The sequence below is a fragment of the Sphaerospermopsis sp. FACHB-1094 genome, from assembly GCF_014696195.1.
GTDB lineage: Bacteria > Cyanobacteriota > Cyanobacteriia > Cyanobacteriales > Nostocaceae > Sphaerospermopsis > Sphaerospermopsis kisseleviana.
The window spans coordinates 1-15,296 of sequence record NZ_JACJPT010000058.1 but is presented as its reverse complement, the minus strand read 5'-3'; the positions used below and the strand labels follow the sequence as shown (position 1 = coordinate 15,296).

Genomic DNA, 15,296 nt, shown 5'->3' with positions numbered 1-15,296 from the left:
CATTTTACTTTATGCGGTTGTTGATAAATACAGCAGATTACATATCAATGAGGTACAGAATCTCATTTGAAACCTAGACATAAATAGAGTTTTACTCCTGACTCCTGACTCCTGTAAGGGCGAAGCATTCGGAAGATAACCTTTTCATAAAATTGATAATTTATCGCCCGAATGCTTCGCCCCTACTTCGCCCCTAAGACTCCTGACTCCTGCTGTAAATTCCTGACCTTCTGTGAGTAAATCAGTAAACTATAATCAATGACTAATATTATTGCTTTATTAATGAACCACAACAAAACATTAACTGGCAGTATTTCCCTGTTGTCCTGCCTACTGACACTGAATTTAACCAGTAATGGGCAAATTGCTCAAGCTGCTCAACCGGAAAATGCACCCCCAGCACTAAAAAACCTCCTCACACAAATTGACACAGCCTCTAGTCGGGGTGATATTAAAGGCGTAATGCAATTTTACAGCCCCAAATTCACTCATGGCGATGGATTAAACCGCCAAACAATGGAACAAGCTTTAAAATCTTTCTGGCAGCGATATCCTCAACTACGATACAGCACTAGACTAAAATCTTGGAAATCAGAAGGCAAAACCATCATTGCAGAAACAGTCACCACAATCACAGGTTTACCATCTTCTAACCGTAATAATCTAACTCTCAATGCTACCATTACATCCCGTCAGCGCATAGCAGGTACAGAAATCCTGCACCAAGAGATTTTATCCGAACGCACCCAGCTTACCTCCGGCAACCAACCACCCCAAGTAGAAATTAAATTACCACAACAGGTAAAAGTTGGTCAGAAATATAGCTTTGATGCTATTGTCCAAGAACCATTAGGTAATGATTTCCTATTGGGAAGTGCTATGGAAGAAACCATCCAACCCAGCAAATATCTCAACCCCACACCAGTAAATTTAGAATTACTCTCTGCTGGAGGACTATTTAAAACCGGAACTGCACCATCTACCCCTGGACAACAATGGATTTCTGCGGTCATCCTGCGTAATGATGGCATGACAATGATTACTCAGCGTCTCAAAGTTGTGAAAAAATAGGATTGGTGATTGGGGAAGAGGTGATTGGTGATTGGGGAGAATAAGATACTGCTTCTTGCCTTCTGCCTTCGTTAAGACAATTTTGCCCTTCACCTTTCTCCATTGACTTAAGTCAACAACAAGTCCAAAATCCTATTTAATAAGATATTTTTCTGGTCAAAATTTGTTTGATTAAAGTAGTTAAAAAAACAAAATGCAAGGACTAGAGACTAGAGAAAAATCAAAAGGATTACCGATTCGTTATTTAAGACATGACCAAGCTTAAACTATTACCGTCCATCAGGATTCCATTTTTCCAGAGCTATGTATTCGTTCTGCACCAAATCTAAAGGTTGGATGACACCAGTAGAACTGGAAACTTTAAACCAATAAACCGGACTGGTAGTTTTATCTGGATGATTTTCAAACACTCTCACTATATAAAAAGGTCTATCGGTAGTAGGAGAACTTTCAACAAGTGCGGACAAACGAATACTGCCTTTAGAAAGACTTTCAATCTCTTTGGCTTTGCGTTGTACTTGTGGCAGATTCCAGACAGAATTGAAGGCTGTTTGTTTGTCTATTGTGATAATGTGAGCAGTAACTTTGACAACGGCTGTTTTTTTTGCTTTTGCTGACTCTAAAGATGGTGAATCAAGTACACTTTGGTAATGATAATTGTGATAAAGATTATTGATTGTCAATCCTCCTATCAACCCGGTTATAAATACAGCAATTAAATGGTAATAGGTGTATTTTTTGTCCGGGTAATAGCTGACTTTTTTTTGAGGGTAATAGGTGTATTGTTTGTCCGGGTAATAGCTAAATTTTTTCCTATGAAAATAGGCTAATTGACTTTGAGGAGAATAGGTTAATTGTTTTTTCGTATTACCTCTAAGCATAGAGATGCACCTCCGTAATTGTGTAATTTTTATTCCTGTTTAACTATGATACCAGGGGTTGTACCCCCTATGTCTAGTCCTGACAAGAATACAGATTTTGTTGTACTTAGACTACTGGAATTTACGGCATAAAGTTTTAACCTTTTCTCTAGCTACAGGAGGATAAACCTTGGTGATCCCCACTCATACCATCCTATAGCTAATCTGAAATTTGTGGGTGAAAGTCCTGATACAGACAGCAATGCTCCCCACTGATATCTTCTCCAGTTACAGACTTCAAAGGCAAAAATTTTTTTGTCTCATACCTCTGAATCTATTAAAATCTATGGTGAATTGGGTCTAAACTCTAAAAAACAGCTATTACCTGTGACTATGACTAAACAAACCAATATAATGATCGTTTTCGATATTGATGGTGTAATTCGTGATGTTAGCGGTTCTTATCGTCGCGCTTTAGCAGATACTGTAGAGCATTTTACTCATCAAGTCTATCGTCCCACAGATGTAGATATTGATAATCTCAAATCTGAGGGAATTTGGAATAATGATTGGGAAGGTTCTCAAGAATTAATTTACCGTTACTTTGTGAGTCAGGGAAAAAATAGAGAAGAATTAGCATTAAATTATGAAGATATAGTTGTCTATTTTCAATCTCGTTATCGCGGAACAGATTCAGAAAATTGGAATGGTTATATTTGTGATGAACCTTTATTGTTACAAGCTAGTTATTTAGAAGCACTAACACAAGCTGGTATTGATTGGGGATTTTTTAGCGGTGCTACTCGCGGTTCTGCTAACTATATTTTAGAAAGACGTTTGGGTTTAAAATCTCCGGTTTTAATTGCGATGGAAGATGCACCGGGTAAACCTGATCCGACGGGTTTATTTGCAACTATTGATTTATTAGAAAATGGCAGTCATAAAAAACAAACTGTCATCTATGTAGGTGATACAGTAGCAGATATGCACACCGTTGAAAAAGCCAAGATTTTAGATAATTCTCGTACTTGGGTAGGTGTGGGAGTTTTACCACCTCATGTTCAGGGAACGGTAGCACGTCAAGAAGCTTATACTGAAACAATGATTAAAGCAGGTGCAAAGGTAGTGTTTAGTAATGTGCAGGAATTGACACCGGATGAAATTTTGGGGTGGGAAATATAATCATCTGCAATTTAATGTTTTCAGATGAATTAGACTTCTCCGAAAAAGATGTAGGGACAATTCATGAATTGTCCCTACCAAGAGTTTCAGATAATGCATATTTAATTTTCGGAGATGTCTATTGCTTCTTGACTCCCTCCAATTCCTTTGTTTATAGATAAAGGAGACTAGTCTTCTACATGATAGTATCTAGGGTTTGAATAAATGACAATTGAGTTTTCTGTCCAGTTCATATTTGTCATTTATTATCTTGAGTATTTAATAAGGTAAGCTAAAAATATGATAATATGAAAAATAAATTTTGGTAATAAAAATGGACAAAAATATAATGTTTGTTTCTTTGCCTTTACTTGGACATACTAATCAAATGATAGCCATGGCTACCGAACTTGTTCAACGAGGATATCAAGTCCGATTTGTTATTTCTGAAAGTGCTAAGAATTGGGTATCTAAAACTGGTGCTGAATTTATTCCTTGGCAAATAAAATCAAATGAAACAACGAATAATAACAATCATAAAACAGAAGATTTCTGGAAGGATATTTCTCAAGAAAAAAGTACCTTACGTGGTGAACAGATGATGTTGAAACGCTTGATTAGTTCCTATCGTCCGATGTATGAAAATTTGATTCCTATTTTTAATAAGTATCAACCTGATCTGTTAATTATTGATCGTGCTGCTATTCCAGCCATGGATTTAGCTCAAAAGATGAACATACCATATATTATCCAAAGTAGATTTTTAGGTAATTTTGTCAAGACTAATGATCAATATCCCCGGTTCGGTACATCTTATTCTATAACAATGAATGTATGGCAACGCTTCTTTAATTTTATTAGACCAACTTTACTAATTCCTTATCTTGCGCCTACGGCAATTAAACTGAATAAAATTCGTCAGGAGTGTGCTGGAAATAAAAAATTAGATGATCCTTTTGACAAAAAACCAATCATAGTGGGTACAGATTTTGCTTTTGAAATTTCACGACCATTACCTCCTTGGGTAAAAATGGTTGGACCAATTTTGCCAAAAACACCTGAACCTATAGATTCTTCTTTAAGTCAATGGTTGGAAGATGATCCAGAAGGTAAGGGAATAATATATGTTGCGTTTGGTACTCTTGCAAATATAGAACAGTGGCAATGTCAAGAATTAGTAGCAGGACTAGAAAAAACTGGGTTAAAAGTTCTCTGGTCTTTACCAAAACAACAACAGAATATTCTTACAAATTTACCATCTTCATTTCGTGTAGAAGATTTTGTTCCCCAGCAAGCTGTTCTTTCTCATCCAAATGTTCGAGTATTTGTTAGTCATTGTGGAATGAATAGTATTAACGAAGCTCTTTATTCGGCAAAGCCAATATTAGCTTTACCTTTTTTTGGAGATCAACACTACAATGCAGCACGTATTGTAGATATAGGAGTTGGTCTGAAGTTGAACAAACAAAAGTTTAATCGTTCTCAGGTAATTGAAAAAATTAATACTTTGCTAATGAGTTCAACTTATACAGAAGTTGCAAACCGTATATCTGTAATTCTGAAAAATACCGGAGGTCTAAACAAAGCAGCAGATATTGTAGAAAAAATGCTCCTGGAAGAAGTAAATTCTCTCATGAGATAGCATCAAAAATATAATTTTGTGTTATCTATTAACATCAGCTAAAACAGGTTTACCTGTAGATATAGCCTGTTCGACAATATCAATTGCTCGCTTAACTCCTCCCGCTTGTTGAATTGCAGCTTGCAACCTCAAAGCATTCTTTTTATAAGATTCTTCCGTGAGGACTTTTGTAATCGCTTTCCGCAAATTATTCACATTCACTTTCTTCACAGGAATAGCTTCCCCACATCCTGACCAAACTATTCTAGATGCTACTCCCGGTTGATCATTAGCAATGGGAATTGCTACCATTGGCACACCATTTGTTAAACATTCCAATGTAGTATTTAGTCCTGCATGGGTAATGGTGAGATTGGCTTTTTCTAATAGTTGTAACTGTGGTGCATAACGCACTACTAAAGGATTTCCTGGTAGTCCTTGGAGAACTTGAGGATCGGCTGAACCACCTAAAGAAATAACTAATTGTGCATCTAAATCCTTGCAAGCTTCGGCAATAGTTTGAAAAACTGGTAATAAACGATTTTGCAAAGTTCCCAATGAGGCATAAATTAATGGTTGTCCGGTTAATTTATCAAAGGGAAAATCAACAACTTCCCGACCTGTAGAATTATGATATGGCCCTGTAAAATGAAACCACTGGGGTAATTCTTTTCTGGGAAATTCTAATTCTGCTGGTTGTTGACTTATTTGTGCTAATGGAGAATAACGATTATTAACTTGAGAGTATGCAGGTAAATTGTTTTCTTGACGATAGCTATCTATTAATTCTGTAATCGGTTGAGTTGCTTTATTTAATAATTTATAACCTAATTTATTACGCAGTATTCCCCACCATGTTGGGTTATAATTCCAATTTGTCATAAATGGGGGAACGCTGGGTTCTCGATTTAAAACTACTGCACTACAAATAGTAATAAAAGGCATCCCACAAATTTCAGCAATAGTACCACCTTCTGCAAAAGTCTGATCTATTAGTAGTGCTTCTATACCTGCATCTTTGACAATTTTGGGGATGTCTCTGATTTTGATGTTGATTTGTTCTTTAAAGAGTTTGATTGTGTATTTTAGTGCTTCCTGTCCACTTAATTCACCTAATTTAGCCAAAGCTTTTGCTGTTGAACCTGGGGGACATTCTGTTTCACCCATGACTTGAAATTCTAACCCTGCTGCTTGTGCTTTGGGTTGTGCATCAGGAACACCTATCAGGGTAACACGGTGGCCACGTTGTTGTAATTCTTTGCCTAATGGTAACATGGTGTTCCAATGACCAGTGGATGCTGGGCAAATTAAGCAGTAATGAGTCATGTTATAGTTTTTTGGTAAATTACAATGTTTTATACCAGAAAACAGCACCACAAGTCAAAAATATAGCTATTTTCTATAAAAAATCCTGTTACTAATTTGAAAACTTTATAAAACTTATGTTTAATGAGCAAAAACATCACTATATTAAAAATAATTATTGCCTGTTCAAGAATAAGGATATTTATGAATTATGCCTCTTATTAGTCTCATAGCTGCTATTTCCGAAGATCGTATTTTAGCTGATTCCAAAAAAGAACACATTCGTGGGGGTATTCCTTGGGATCTTCCTAGTGATATACGTTATTTTAAAGAAATTACTTGGCGACATCCTGTAATTATGGGTCGTAAAACCTATGCTACTTTTAATCATCCATTGCCAAATCGTACTAATATTATTGTGACTAGAAATATTGATTATCAAGCTCCTGGATGTTTGGTTTTCCATTCTCTGTATCAGGCAATTCAATGGAGTAAAATGAGTGAAACAGAAGAGATATTTATTGCTGGTGGAGAACAAATTTATACTCAGGCTATGGAATTTGCTAATAAGCTATATTTGACAATTGTGGAAGGGAGTTTTGCGGGTGATATATACTTTCCTGAATTTGCTGATTTTGGCAAAGTAACCAAAGAAGAAAAATTACAGGAAAATGGTTTTAGGTTTAAATTTGTGGAAATTGAAAGATGTTAATTTTAGGTAATTTTTGGGGCGATCGCTTTCATTTTCAGCTATCGCCATGATGATTACTGTAAGTGCAAAAACTTATCTAACGCTGCTATCAAACTAGGAGGCCAACGGCGAATATTTGTTAACCAATTAATATCTTTATACCGTGTATCTAGTCCATAAGCTGCTACCCAATTACTTTCAGCTTCTCCTTTGTTACCACCTACCCAATAAGCAGCGGTTAAAGCAGCACGCATATCGGCAAATTTAGGATATTTACGGACTATATTCCGCATTTCTCGGATAGCTGTATTTATTTCACCTGTTTCATACAAAGCTAGGGCATAATTAGCACGAGCAAAAGCAAAATTGGGAGCTATTTCTGTAGCTTTTTGATAGTCGGCGATCGCCTCTTCCCATTTCCCCAAACCTGCTGTGGCATTACCACGATTATTATAGGCCATTGCATCGTTTGGATCTAATTCCAAAACATGATTATAATCAGCGATCGCCTCTTCCCATCTTCCCAAACCTTCCAATGCTGCACCGCGATTTAAATAAGGATCAGTTACATTAGGTGCTAATTCAATGGCTTTGTTATAATCTTCTAGTGCAGCCTGTAATTTATTCTGACTTACCCGCGAATTACCGCGATTACTCCATATTGCAGGATTAGTAGGGAATTTTTCCAGAATTTCTGTCCAATATTTTTCCGCTGTTGTAAAATCACCTTGATTTGTAGCTGCAAAGGCTTTATTTGCTAACTCATCCCCTAATTGTAGCTCTTCTGCGGTAATGGTTTGGGTTTGTGCGATCGCTGGTGTACAAAAACCAAAGGTCAGTAATAAACTCAGGAAAATACAGATTAATTTAATCATTTGAATCCTTAATTATTTACGAGTTGCAATACCTAATTTCACACCTTCTACCTGTCGCACTTTATCCATCACAGCTACCACTTGTCCGTGATTCACAGCTTCATCTGCATTAAGTATTACCATCAAAGGTTGTGATGGTTCTGCTTTTGCTCTCACCTGATCTGCTAACTGCTCTAAACTAACAGCTTCTTTATTCAAAAAAATCTGACCGGTATTATTTATTGTGAGCGTCACCTGTGCAGGATTATCTCTTTTTGCTGTTGCTGCTTGGGGTAAATTTACTGGTAAACCTTCGGATCGGGTAAGATACAAAGTTGACATGATAAAAAATGTCAAAATCGCAAATATCACATCAATCATCGGCACAATATTAATCTGTGCAGGGATATCTGGATCATCTTGTAGGCGCATAGGTTTTTTCTCCTCTTTCGTAGCGACGACGATATAACAGTTCTAACTCTCCACCATATTCTTGAATCAAAGCTATTTGCCGTTGATAAAGTCCCCGGAATGTGTTGGAAAACAAAAGTGTAAAAATTGCCACAATTAAACCTGTAGCAGTAGAAACCAAAGCTTCACTAATACCACCTGTGACATTTGCAGTTTGTGATCCTCCCACATTCCCAATATTCAAAGATGCAAAGGAAGTAATTAAACCCAGTACAGTTCCCAGTAATCCTAACAGAGGTGCAAGGGCAATAATAGTATCAAAAACCGTGTTAAATCTTTTGAGCAAAGGTATTTCTGCCTGAGCTTCACTTTCCAAAGCCAAACGAAACTCTTCTGGGTTTGCCTCTTCTAGTTCCAAAGCTGTCAAAAAGATCCGGGAAATCGGCAAATCTACATTCTTCCTCAATGTATCAATGGTACTAACCACATTGTTTTGACGATACAGACTCAATACTTCTCTGACTACTCGGTGCTGACGGTTGCTAATTTTGACCCAAAACCTGACTCTTTCAATAATTAGCCCTACAGCTACAACTGAAGAAAGTAGTAGTGGCCACATCACCACACCACCTGCTATAAACAGATTTTTGATGTCCATGTCCGATTTTCAAGCCTTGGGGTGAAATTTACTGACTAGTTCAGCCAGTATACCTGATCGATGTTCTCCCAGGGGAGTGCCGCAACTTAGACTTTACAACTAAGTTCGCTATCAATCTCCGCCCTATAGAGGTAAGGGGGATTTCGCGGATCTTTTTTCCACAAAATCAGAATATGGTCAATCATTAACCGATTTCAAAGCAAAGATAACTGCTCATTATTAGGTGGTTTAAAGCCCATGTGCTTATAAGCTACTTTTGTCGCCACTCTACCGCGAGGAGTCCGGCTTAAATAGCCAATTTGCATTAAATAGGGTTCATAAACTTCTTCTATGGTTTGGGTGTCTTCTCCTGTCGCTGCGGCTAAAGTCTCTATCCCCACTGGACCACCATTAAAGTTTTCAATGATCACACTTAACATTTTTCTATCTGTCCAATCTAAACCACAAGGATCTACTTGGAATAGTTGCAATGCTTCTGCGGCAATAGGTTGGTCAATTTCTGTAAATGATTTTACTTCCGCGTAATCACGGACTCGCTTTAGTAATCTATTGGCAATTCTTGGTGTTCCCCGTGAACGTTTAGCGATTTCTGTAGCGCCTTCAGCGTTAACAGGAGTTTGTAATAATTCTGCACTGCGGAGGACAATTTGAGTCAGTTCGTCAACTTCATAAAATCGCAGTTTTTGGATTAAACCAAAGCGATCGCGCAAGGGTGAAGTTAACGCACCGACGCGGGTTGTCGCTCCCACCAAAGTAAATTTAGATAACGGTATACTTCTGATTCTGGCACTCGAACCTTTACCAACGGTAATATCTAAGCGATAATCTTCCATTGCTGGATACAAAATTTCTTCCGTCATCCGGGAAAGCCGATGGATTTCATCAATAAACAGCACATCACCCGGTTTGAGATTTACCAATATACCGACTATATCCCTTGGTCGTTCTAAAGCAGGGGCGCTAGTAATTTTATAATTTACCCCCATTTCCGCAGCTAAAATCATCGCCATTGTGGTTTTACCCAAACCGGGCGGACCATACAGCAACAGGTGATCCATCACTTCACCCCTAGATTTAGCTGCTTTAATGGCAATATCTAATACATCCTTTAAATCTTTCTGCCCAATGTAATCTGCAAAACGTTGGGGGCGAATACTCTCTTCCTGCTTACCTTCTTCCTCAACAGTCGCTTCCGGTTGCAGTATATTTTCCTGGGGAGGCGCTTTTTGGGTAGAAGCTTTAGGCGACTCGCGGCGCTGTTGTGGCTGTCCGTTGGGTTCTGGAGGCTGTTTTTTTGAGGAGATTATGGACATAATTCAGCTATCTTAACTTAGGGACTGGGGATTGGGGATTGGTGATTGGGGATTGGTGACTGGGGACTGGGGACTAGTGACTGGTGACTGGGGACTAGTGACTGGTGACTGGGCATTGGGTTATTAACTTCCCCCTGCTCCCTGCTCCCCTGCCTCCTGCCTCCTGCCTCCTGTCACCTAATTCCCCAATTACCTTTACAATTTAAATTCCGAACAATTACCAAAGATAGAAAAATCACTATGTTATCTAAAAGAATTTTACCTTGTTTAGATGTCAAGGCGGGACGAGTTGTTAAAGGAGTTAACTTTGTAGACCTCAAGGACGCGGGTGATCCAGTAGAACTAGCCAAAGTTTATAACGAAGCCGGTGCTGATGAGTTAGTGTTTCTGGATATTACAGCTACTCATGAAGACCGGGATACGATTATTGATGTGGTTTACCGGACTGCTGAACAGGTCTTTATTCCGCTGACTGTGGGGGGTGGAATTCAAACCTTAGAAAATGTTAAAGGTTTGTTACGAGCCGGGGCTGATAAGGTTAGTATTAATTCTGCGGCCGTCCGCAACCCAAATTTGATCAATGAAGCGAGCGATCGCTTTGGTAATCAGTGCATAGTTGTGGCTATTGATGCCCGCAAAAGAGTAGACCCCAATAACCCTGGTTGGGATGTTTACGTGCGTGGTGGTAGGGAAAATACTGGAATAGATGCCTTACGGTGGGCGCAGGAAGTGGAAAAAAGGGGAGCTGGTGAATTGTTGGTGACAAGTATGGATGCAGATGGCACTCAAGCCGGATATGACTTGGAGTTGACGCGAGCGATCGCCGAATCTGTGCAAATTCCCGTTATTGCCTCTGGTGGTGCAGGAAATTGTCAGCATATCCATGACGCTTTAACAGCAGGTCAAGCTGAAGCCGCTTTATTAGCATCTCTTTTACATTATGGACAATTAAGCGTAGCCCAAATTAAAAATTATTTGCAGGAACGATCTGTTCCAGTCCGCTTGCCTTGTTGATCCCAGCCCCAGCAACCAATTCCATCTCTCTTCGGCTAGACACAGTTACCGAAAACAATGTTAATATTAGTTTACTAGTATTAAGAAATATTAAGAAATATGTTGATTCCTATTTTACTTTTTGATGTGGCGCTGGTTGCTTGGTCACTGCACCTGATGGAGAAAGCCTACGAAAACAAAGAATTTTCCCTCATGTTGGCGGGTACATTGGTTGCTCTGGCAGCGGCCGCAATGTTAGTAGTCTACTTTTTAATGGGACACTGTATGAGCTATTTATTAAAAGTTTCCTAAAGGCAGAAAGCAAGTGACAGGTGACAGGTGACAGGTGACAGGTGACACTGAAGAAAGCAGGGGTGCAAGGGTAAAATATTAACTTTTGCCTCTTGCCCTGTGCCTTTTGCTTTCTGTTCCCTGTTCCCTGTTCCCTGCTCTATAGGTAAAATAACTAAAAACGCAATTCTAGAAACATGACCAATCAATCTACTATCCCAGTCATTGTCAATGGTGCTGCTGGCAAAATGGGACGCGAAGTAATCAAAGCAGTAGCCCAAGCACCTGATATGACATTAATGGGCGCTCTCGATACCTCACCAGAACATCAGGGAAAAGACGCAGGAGAATTGGCAGGTTTAAGCGAACCCTTAGAAGTGCCAATAACCAATCAATTAGAGCCAATGTTAGGCTATGTAGCAGGAGAAAGACAGCTACAACCAGGGGTAATGGTAGACTTTACCCATCCTGATGCAGTGTATGATAACGTCCGCAGTGCGATCGCCTATGGTATTCGTCCCGTAGTGGGTACAACCGGTTTAAGTCCCGAACAACTCAAAAACTTAGCCGACTTTGCCGAAAAAGCCAGTACAGGTTGTTTAATTATTCCTAACTTTTCCATCGGTATGGTACTGCTACAACAAGCCGCAGTCACCGCATCCCAATACTTTGATCATGTGGAAATTATCGAACTGCATCACAACCAGAAAGCAGACGCACCAAGCGGTACAGCCATTCAGACAGCGCAGTTATTAGCGGAAATGGGTAAAACTTTTAACCCTCCCCAAGTCACAGAAACGGAAAAAATACCAGGAGCGAGAGGATCTTTAGTTGATGAAGGGATTAGAATTCATAGTGTACGCCTACCTGGACTCATTGCCCATCAAGAAGTAATTTTCGGTGCAGCAGGGCAAATTTACACCCTACGCCATGATACAAGCGATCGCTCCTGTTATATGCCTGGAGTTTTACTAGCAATTCGCAAAATTAACCAGTTAAAATCATTAGTATATGGATTAGAAAAGATTCTGTAAAACAGGAGTCAGGAGTCAGGAGTCAGGAGTCAGGAGTCAGGAGCGAAATTACTGTTTAGTCTCATTTCTAGAAATATATTGATATCCTGATCACCCTGTATAGTCCTATATTTGTGAAAATCCAAAATCTAAAATCTAAAATCTAAAAGGGGATGTTTTAGAACTGGAATCAAACAATTATCAATTATCAATTGTCAATTATCAATTAATTAATATGCTTGTTCCACTGACTCGCCAAAAATTTGAACAAATTATTCCTCTTATTGCCAGTGGTTCACAGTATAAATACTACTGGGGAAAATTCAACAACTTTTTACAAAGATTATTAATTTCTGTAGTCACAGTAGTTGTAATTTTCCTGCTAAGGATCTTTTTGAAACTAGATTTTGGTTTGATTTTTGTCTTTGGGGTATTTGGGGCATTTTTTTGGTTATGGTATCCCGTATTTCAAGCTAGTATTCGCAATGCAAAATGTCGGCGTTACAAGTATAGCGGTTTTTTTCGGGGGCGGGTAGTAGATTGGTGGATTACAGAAAAATTAATTGGCAAACAAGAAACAGTCAATAACAAAGGCGAGTTAGTAATTATTGAAAATCGCGAAAAAAGAATTAATTTAGAAGTGGGCGACGATACAGGATTTAGTATCGAATTTGATGCCCCATTACGTCCTGCACACAAAGCGATCGCTCGTGGTCAAATCGCAGAAATGGTAGTCATGTCAAATCGCCCAGATTTAAGCATAATCGAGGAATTTAGTAATATCTACATTCCCAGTCGTAATTTATGGGTGAGTGACTATCCCTACGTGCGAGAAGATTTTTTTAATGAAGTTAGTGTTCGCTTACGAGAAAACCAACAAGAAAAACCCCGTCGCCGTCGTCCAGAACCACAAAGATATGGAGATGATGATTATTAGGAGTCAGGAGTCAGGAGTTATTAATCAATGGACAATTAACAATTGACAATTAACAATTACTTCTGGCTCATTCGTGAGAGGATTGGGAAATAGGAAATTTTTTCTTTTTTTCTCCTTGAAAGGAGAGGTCATAAACCTTGAATGAAACAGTTGTCAATTATCAATTATCAATTATCAATTAATAACTGATTTAACTTACCCCACTTCTATCTTGACCATAAGCTTGCCAAGCTAAATCAACCAAACCATCAACAATAGCAGATGCTACCACCGCATTACCCTTACGACTGTCAATAGTAATATAAGGTACTAAAGAATCCTGTAAACGTTCTTTATCAGCAGTTACATTAATAAAACCTGCTGGAGTAGCAATAATCAAAGCCGGTCGAATTTCTTCCGCTTCAATTAAATCTACCAATGTAGTGAGGGCAGTTTGAGCTTGACCAACTACAAAAATTCCCTCTGGATAACGCTTGGCTAGAGTTTCAATCCCCCAAGCCGAGCGAGTTCTTTCTTTTTGGGGACGGGTTAAAGCCTCCATACTGCAATACACCGGGTTGGCAAAGGTATTTTGAATATCGTAGGCAATACCCACCTGTACCATTGGCACATCTACCACAATGGTAGTACGTGCTGCCAGTGCGGCTGCTCCTGCTTGTAAAGCGTGTTCCGAAAAACGAATCAAAGACTGGTACTCAAAATCAGAGGTGGCGTATATTACTCGCCGGACTATTTCATATTCCGCTGGTGAAAAGACATGATCGCCAATTTCACTATCAATAATTGCCAAGCTTTGAGCATCAGTTACGTGCCATTCCATTGCCGTTAAGCTTCTCACAGATCAGCTTTCAGCTTATCACTATCAGGAGTCAGGAGTCAGGAGTCAGGAGTCAGGAGTCAGGAGTCAGGAGTCAGGAGTCAGGAGTCAGGAGTCAGGAGTCAGGAGAGAGAATTGATTTTTTCAACTCTTGCCTTTTGCCTCTTGACTTTTGCCTTTTTATGACTCAGCACTGGAAGAAGGACGACTGAAAACAGGAGAGAGATAGGCGACTAACAGACCTATTAAAAAAGCGGAAATATTACGAACTAGAGGAATCCAATCGCTGGTACGGGTAATAACTGGGGCAATACCGAAGGCAATAAACAAAATTCCCCACAAAGGTGAAAAAATTAACGCCCACTGCCAAGCAAAGACTTGTTTATCATCGCGGGGTTGAGCCGCAAAGCCACAAATCACACCACCAATAGCTGATGTAATCAGGGTGAGTATCCATTGTTCTCTTGGTAGTCCAGGAACGACGTTACAACCACCTTTGAGTAAACAACCTTTTACTGAATCTAAAGCCTGTAGAATTGCTTGATCTTCGCCGTTTTCCCTGACAAAGTACAAGTTACCAAACCGGGTTTGTAGTTCAATCCAAAATGTGCGGGGTAAAAGTTCATAAACCGCATCACCCACACTAAAACTAAGAATATTACCACCGCGAGCATCTGCAACTAAAAGAATGCTTTTGTCATCCAAACCCCAATATTTGATCACTGCCCTGCCTGGGGTGCGGTCATACTGGGTTAATACTCGCAATTTCCAGCCTGTATCCGTTTCAAATTGTTCTAAGTCTTTGACAAGTTTTTCTTCCTGGGGGTCTGGGAGAGTCTTTGCTAAATCGACAACTGGGGTAAATGTGTCCGGTAGTAAGTCAGGATTTTCATAAGCTAAGGCTGATGGTGAATGAATCGCCCAAATTGACCCAGCAAAGCAAAATACTGCAATGGATACTAAGATTTTTCGCCAAAAACAACGCTGCATGGAATTTTTTATACAAAATATTAAGGGCAAAGGTAAACAAGTGCTTTTTAAAGATTACGAGAAAAGTGATACTTCTTTACACTTGTTTACTTTACTCTAATTTAAGGTCAGTTGTCAGGAGGCAGGAAGGAGGCAGGGGAGCAGGAAGCAGGGGAGCAGGAAGCAGGGGGAAGTTAATAACCCAATGCCCAATGCCCAATGCCCAATGCCCAGTCACCAGTCACCAGTCACCAGTCACCAGTCACCAGTCACCAGTCACCAGTCACCAGTCACCAGTCACCAGTCACCAGTCACCAGTCACCAGTCCCCA

Annotated in this window: 16 protein-coding genes; 8 read left to right on the top strand and 8 right to left on the bottom strand. The window is 39.4% G+C overall.

The window, feature by feature from the left end:
- The first annotated feature begins 258 nt into the window (after positions 1–258).
- Entirely contained in the window at positions 259–1,071 is an 813-nt protein-coding gene (locus H6F47_RS17135; RefSeq protein ID WP_137666586.1) for a nuclear transport factor 2 family protein, read from the top strand.
- 269 nt (positions 1,072–1,340) lie between these two features.
- On the opposite strand, the gene H6F47_RS17130 is transcribed toward H6F47_RS17135, so the two are convergent.
- Positions 1,341–1,952, bottom strand: coding sequence for a hypothetical protein (locus tag H6F47_RS17130; protein WP_199291192.1), 612 nt, complete (start codon positions 1,950–1,952; stop codon positions 1,341–1,343).
- Between the two features lie 372 nt (positions 1,953–2,324).
- Between H6F47_RS17130 and H6F47_RS17125 the strand changes: the two genes are divergently transcribed.
- The gene (locus H6F47_RS17125; RefSeq protein WP_190348167.1) at positions 2,325–3,113 is read left to right on the top strand and encodes a TIGR01548 family HAD-type hydrolase; all 789 of its coding nucleotides are present in this window, start codon (positions 2,325–2,327) and stop codon (positions 3,111–3,113) included.
- Between the two features lie 313 nt (positions 3,114–3,426).
- Positions 3,427–4,734: a glycosyltransferase gene (locus H6F47_RS17120; RefSeq protein ID WP_137666584.1), complete on the top strand. Its 1,308-nt coding sequence runs from the start codon at positions 3,427–3,429 to the stop codon at positions 4,732–4,734.
- Between the two features lie 21 nt (positions 4,735–4,755).
- Here H6F47_RS17120 and H6F47_RS17115 read toward each other — a convergent pair whose 3' ends face one another.
- On the bottom strand, positions 4,756–6,039 hold the full coding sequence (locus tag H6F47_RS17115) for a glycosyltransferase (RefSeq protein WP_190348168.1): 1,284 nt from the start codon (positions 6,037–6,039) through the stop codon (positions 4,756–4,758).
- Between the two features lie 190 nt (positions 6,040–6,229).
- Between H6F47_RS17115 and H6F47_RS17110 the strand changes: the two genes are divergently transcribed.
- Positions 6,230–6,730, top strand: coding sequence for a dihydrofolate reductase (locus tag H6F47_RS17110; protein WP_190650191.1), 501 nt, complete (start codon positions 6,230–6,232; stop codon positions 6,728–6,730).
- Positions 6,731–6,783: 53 nt separating this feature from the next.
- On the opposite strand, the gene H6F47_RS17105 is transcribed toward H6F47_RS17110, so the two are convergent.
- From H6F47_RS17105 to ruvB, 4 genes are all read right to left on the bottom strand, one after another.
- Positions 6,784–7,584, bottom strand: coding sequence for a tetratricopeptide repeat protein (locus H6F47_RS17105; protein WP_137666581.1), 801 nt, complete (start codon positions 7,582–7,584; stop codon positions 6,784–6,786).
- A gap of 12 nt (positions 7,585–7,596) precedes the next feature.
- Positions 7,597–7,995: a biopolymer transporter ExbD gene (locus H6F47_RS17100; protein WP_096567797.1), complete on the bottom strand. Its 399-nt coding sequence runs from the start codon at positions 7,993–7,995 to the stop codon at positions 7,597–7,599.
- Positions 7,979–8,632 carry a MotA/TolQ/ExbB proton channel family protein gene (locus H6F47_RS17095; protein WP_096567795.1) on the bottom strand — a complete coding sequence of 218 codons (654 nt, stop codon included), beginning with the start codon at positions 8,630–8,632 and terminating at the stop codon, positions 7,979–7,981. The genes H6F47_RS17100 and H6F47_RS17095 overlap by 17 nt, the downstream gene beginning before the upstream one ends.
- Positions 8,633–8,826: 194 nt before the next feature.
- Positions 8,827–9,945: a Holliday junction branch migration DNA helicase RuvB gene (gene ruvB / locus H6F47_RS17090; RefSeq protein ID WP_096567793.1), complete on the bottom strand. Its 1,119-nt coding sequence runs from the start codon at positions 9,943–9,945 to the stop codon at positions 8,827–8,829.
- 240 nt (positions 9,946–10,185) lie between these two features.
- Here ruvB and hisF point away from each other — a divergent pair, with 240 nt between their 5' ends.
- From hisF to H6F47_RS17070, 4 genes are all read left to right on the top strand, one after another.
- The gene (gene hisF, locus H6F47_RS17085; protein ID WP_096567791.1) at positions 10,186–10,959 is read left to right on the top strand and encodes an imidazole glycerol phosphate synthase subunit HisF; all 774 of its coding nucleotides are present in this window, start codon (positions 10,186–10,188) and stop codon (positions 10,957–10,959) included.
- Positions 10,960–11,058: 99 nt separating this feature from the next.
- A complete protein-coding gene (locus H6F47_RS17080) occupies positions 11,059–11,250 on the top strand; it encodes a hypothetical protein (protein ID WP_096567789.1) in 192 nt (63 codons plus the stop codon).
- 176 nt (positions 11,251–11,426) lie between these two features.
- Positions 11,427–12,263: a 4-hydroxy-tetrahydrodipicolinate reductase gene (gene dapB, locus H6F47_RS17075; protein ID WP_096567788.1), complete on the top strand. Its 837-nt coding sequence runs from the start codon at positions 11,427–11,429 to the stop codon at positions 12,261–12,263.
- Between the two features lie 214 nt (positions 12,264–12,477).
- Positions 12,478–13,179 carry a phosphate ABC transporter permease gene (locus H6F47_RS17070; RefSeq protein WP_137666580.1) on the top strand — a complete coding sequence of 234 codons (702 nt, stop codon included), beginning with the start codon at positions 12,478–12,480 and terminating at the stop codon, positions 13,177–13,179.
- A 190-nt stretch (positions 13,180–13,369) separates the two neighbouring features.
- Here the strand turns inward: H6F47_RS17070 and H6F47_RS17065 are convergent, their stop codons facing one another.
- Together H6F47_RS17065 and H6F47_RS17060 are read right to left on the bottom strand one after the other, a co-directional pair.
- A complete protein-coding gene (locus tag H6F47_RS17065; RefSeq protein WP_137666598.1) occupies positions 13,370–13,999 on the bottom strand; it encodes a precorrin-8X methylmutase in 630 nt (209 codons plus the stop codon).
- Positions 14,000–14,176: 177 nt separating this feature from the next.
- Positions 14,177–14,986, bottom strand: coding sequence for a TPM domain-containing protein (locus tag H6F47_RS17060; RefSeq protein WP_096567781.1), 810 nt, complete (start codon positions 14,984–14,986; stop codon positions 14,177–14,179).
- Between the last annotated feature and the right edge of the window lie 310 nt (positions 14,987–15,296).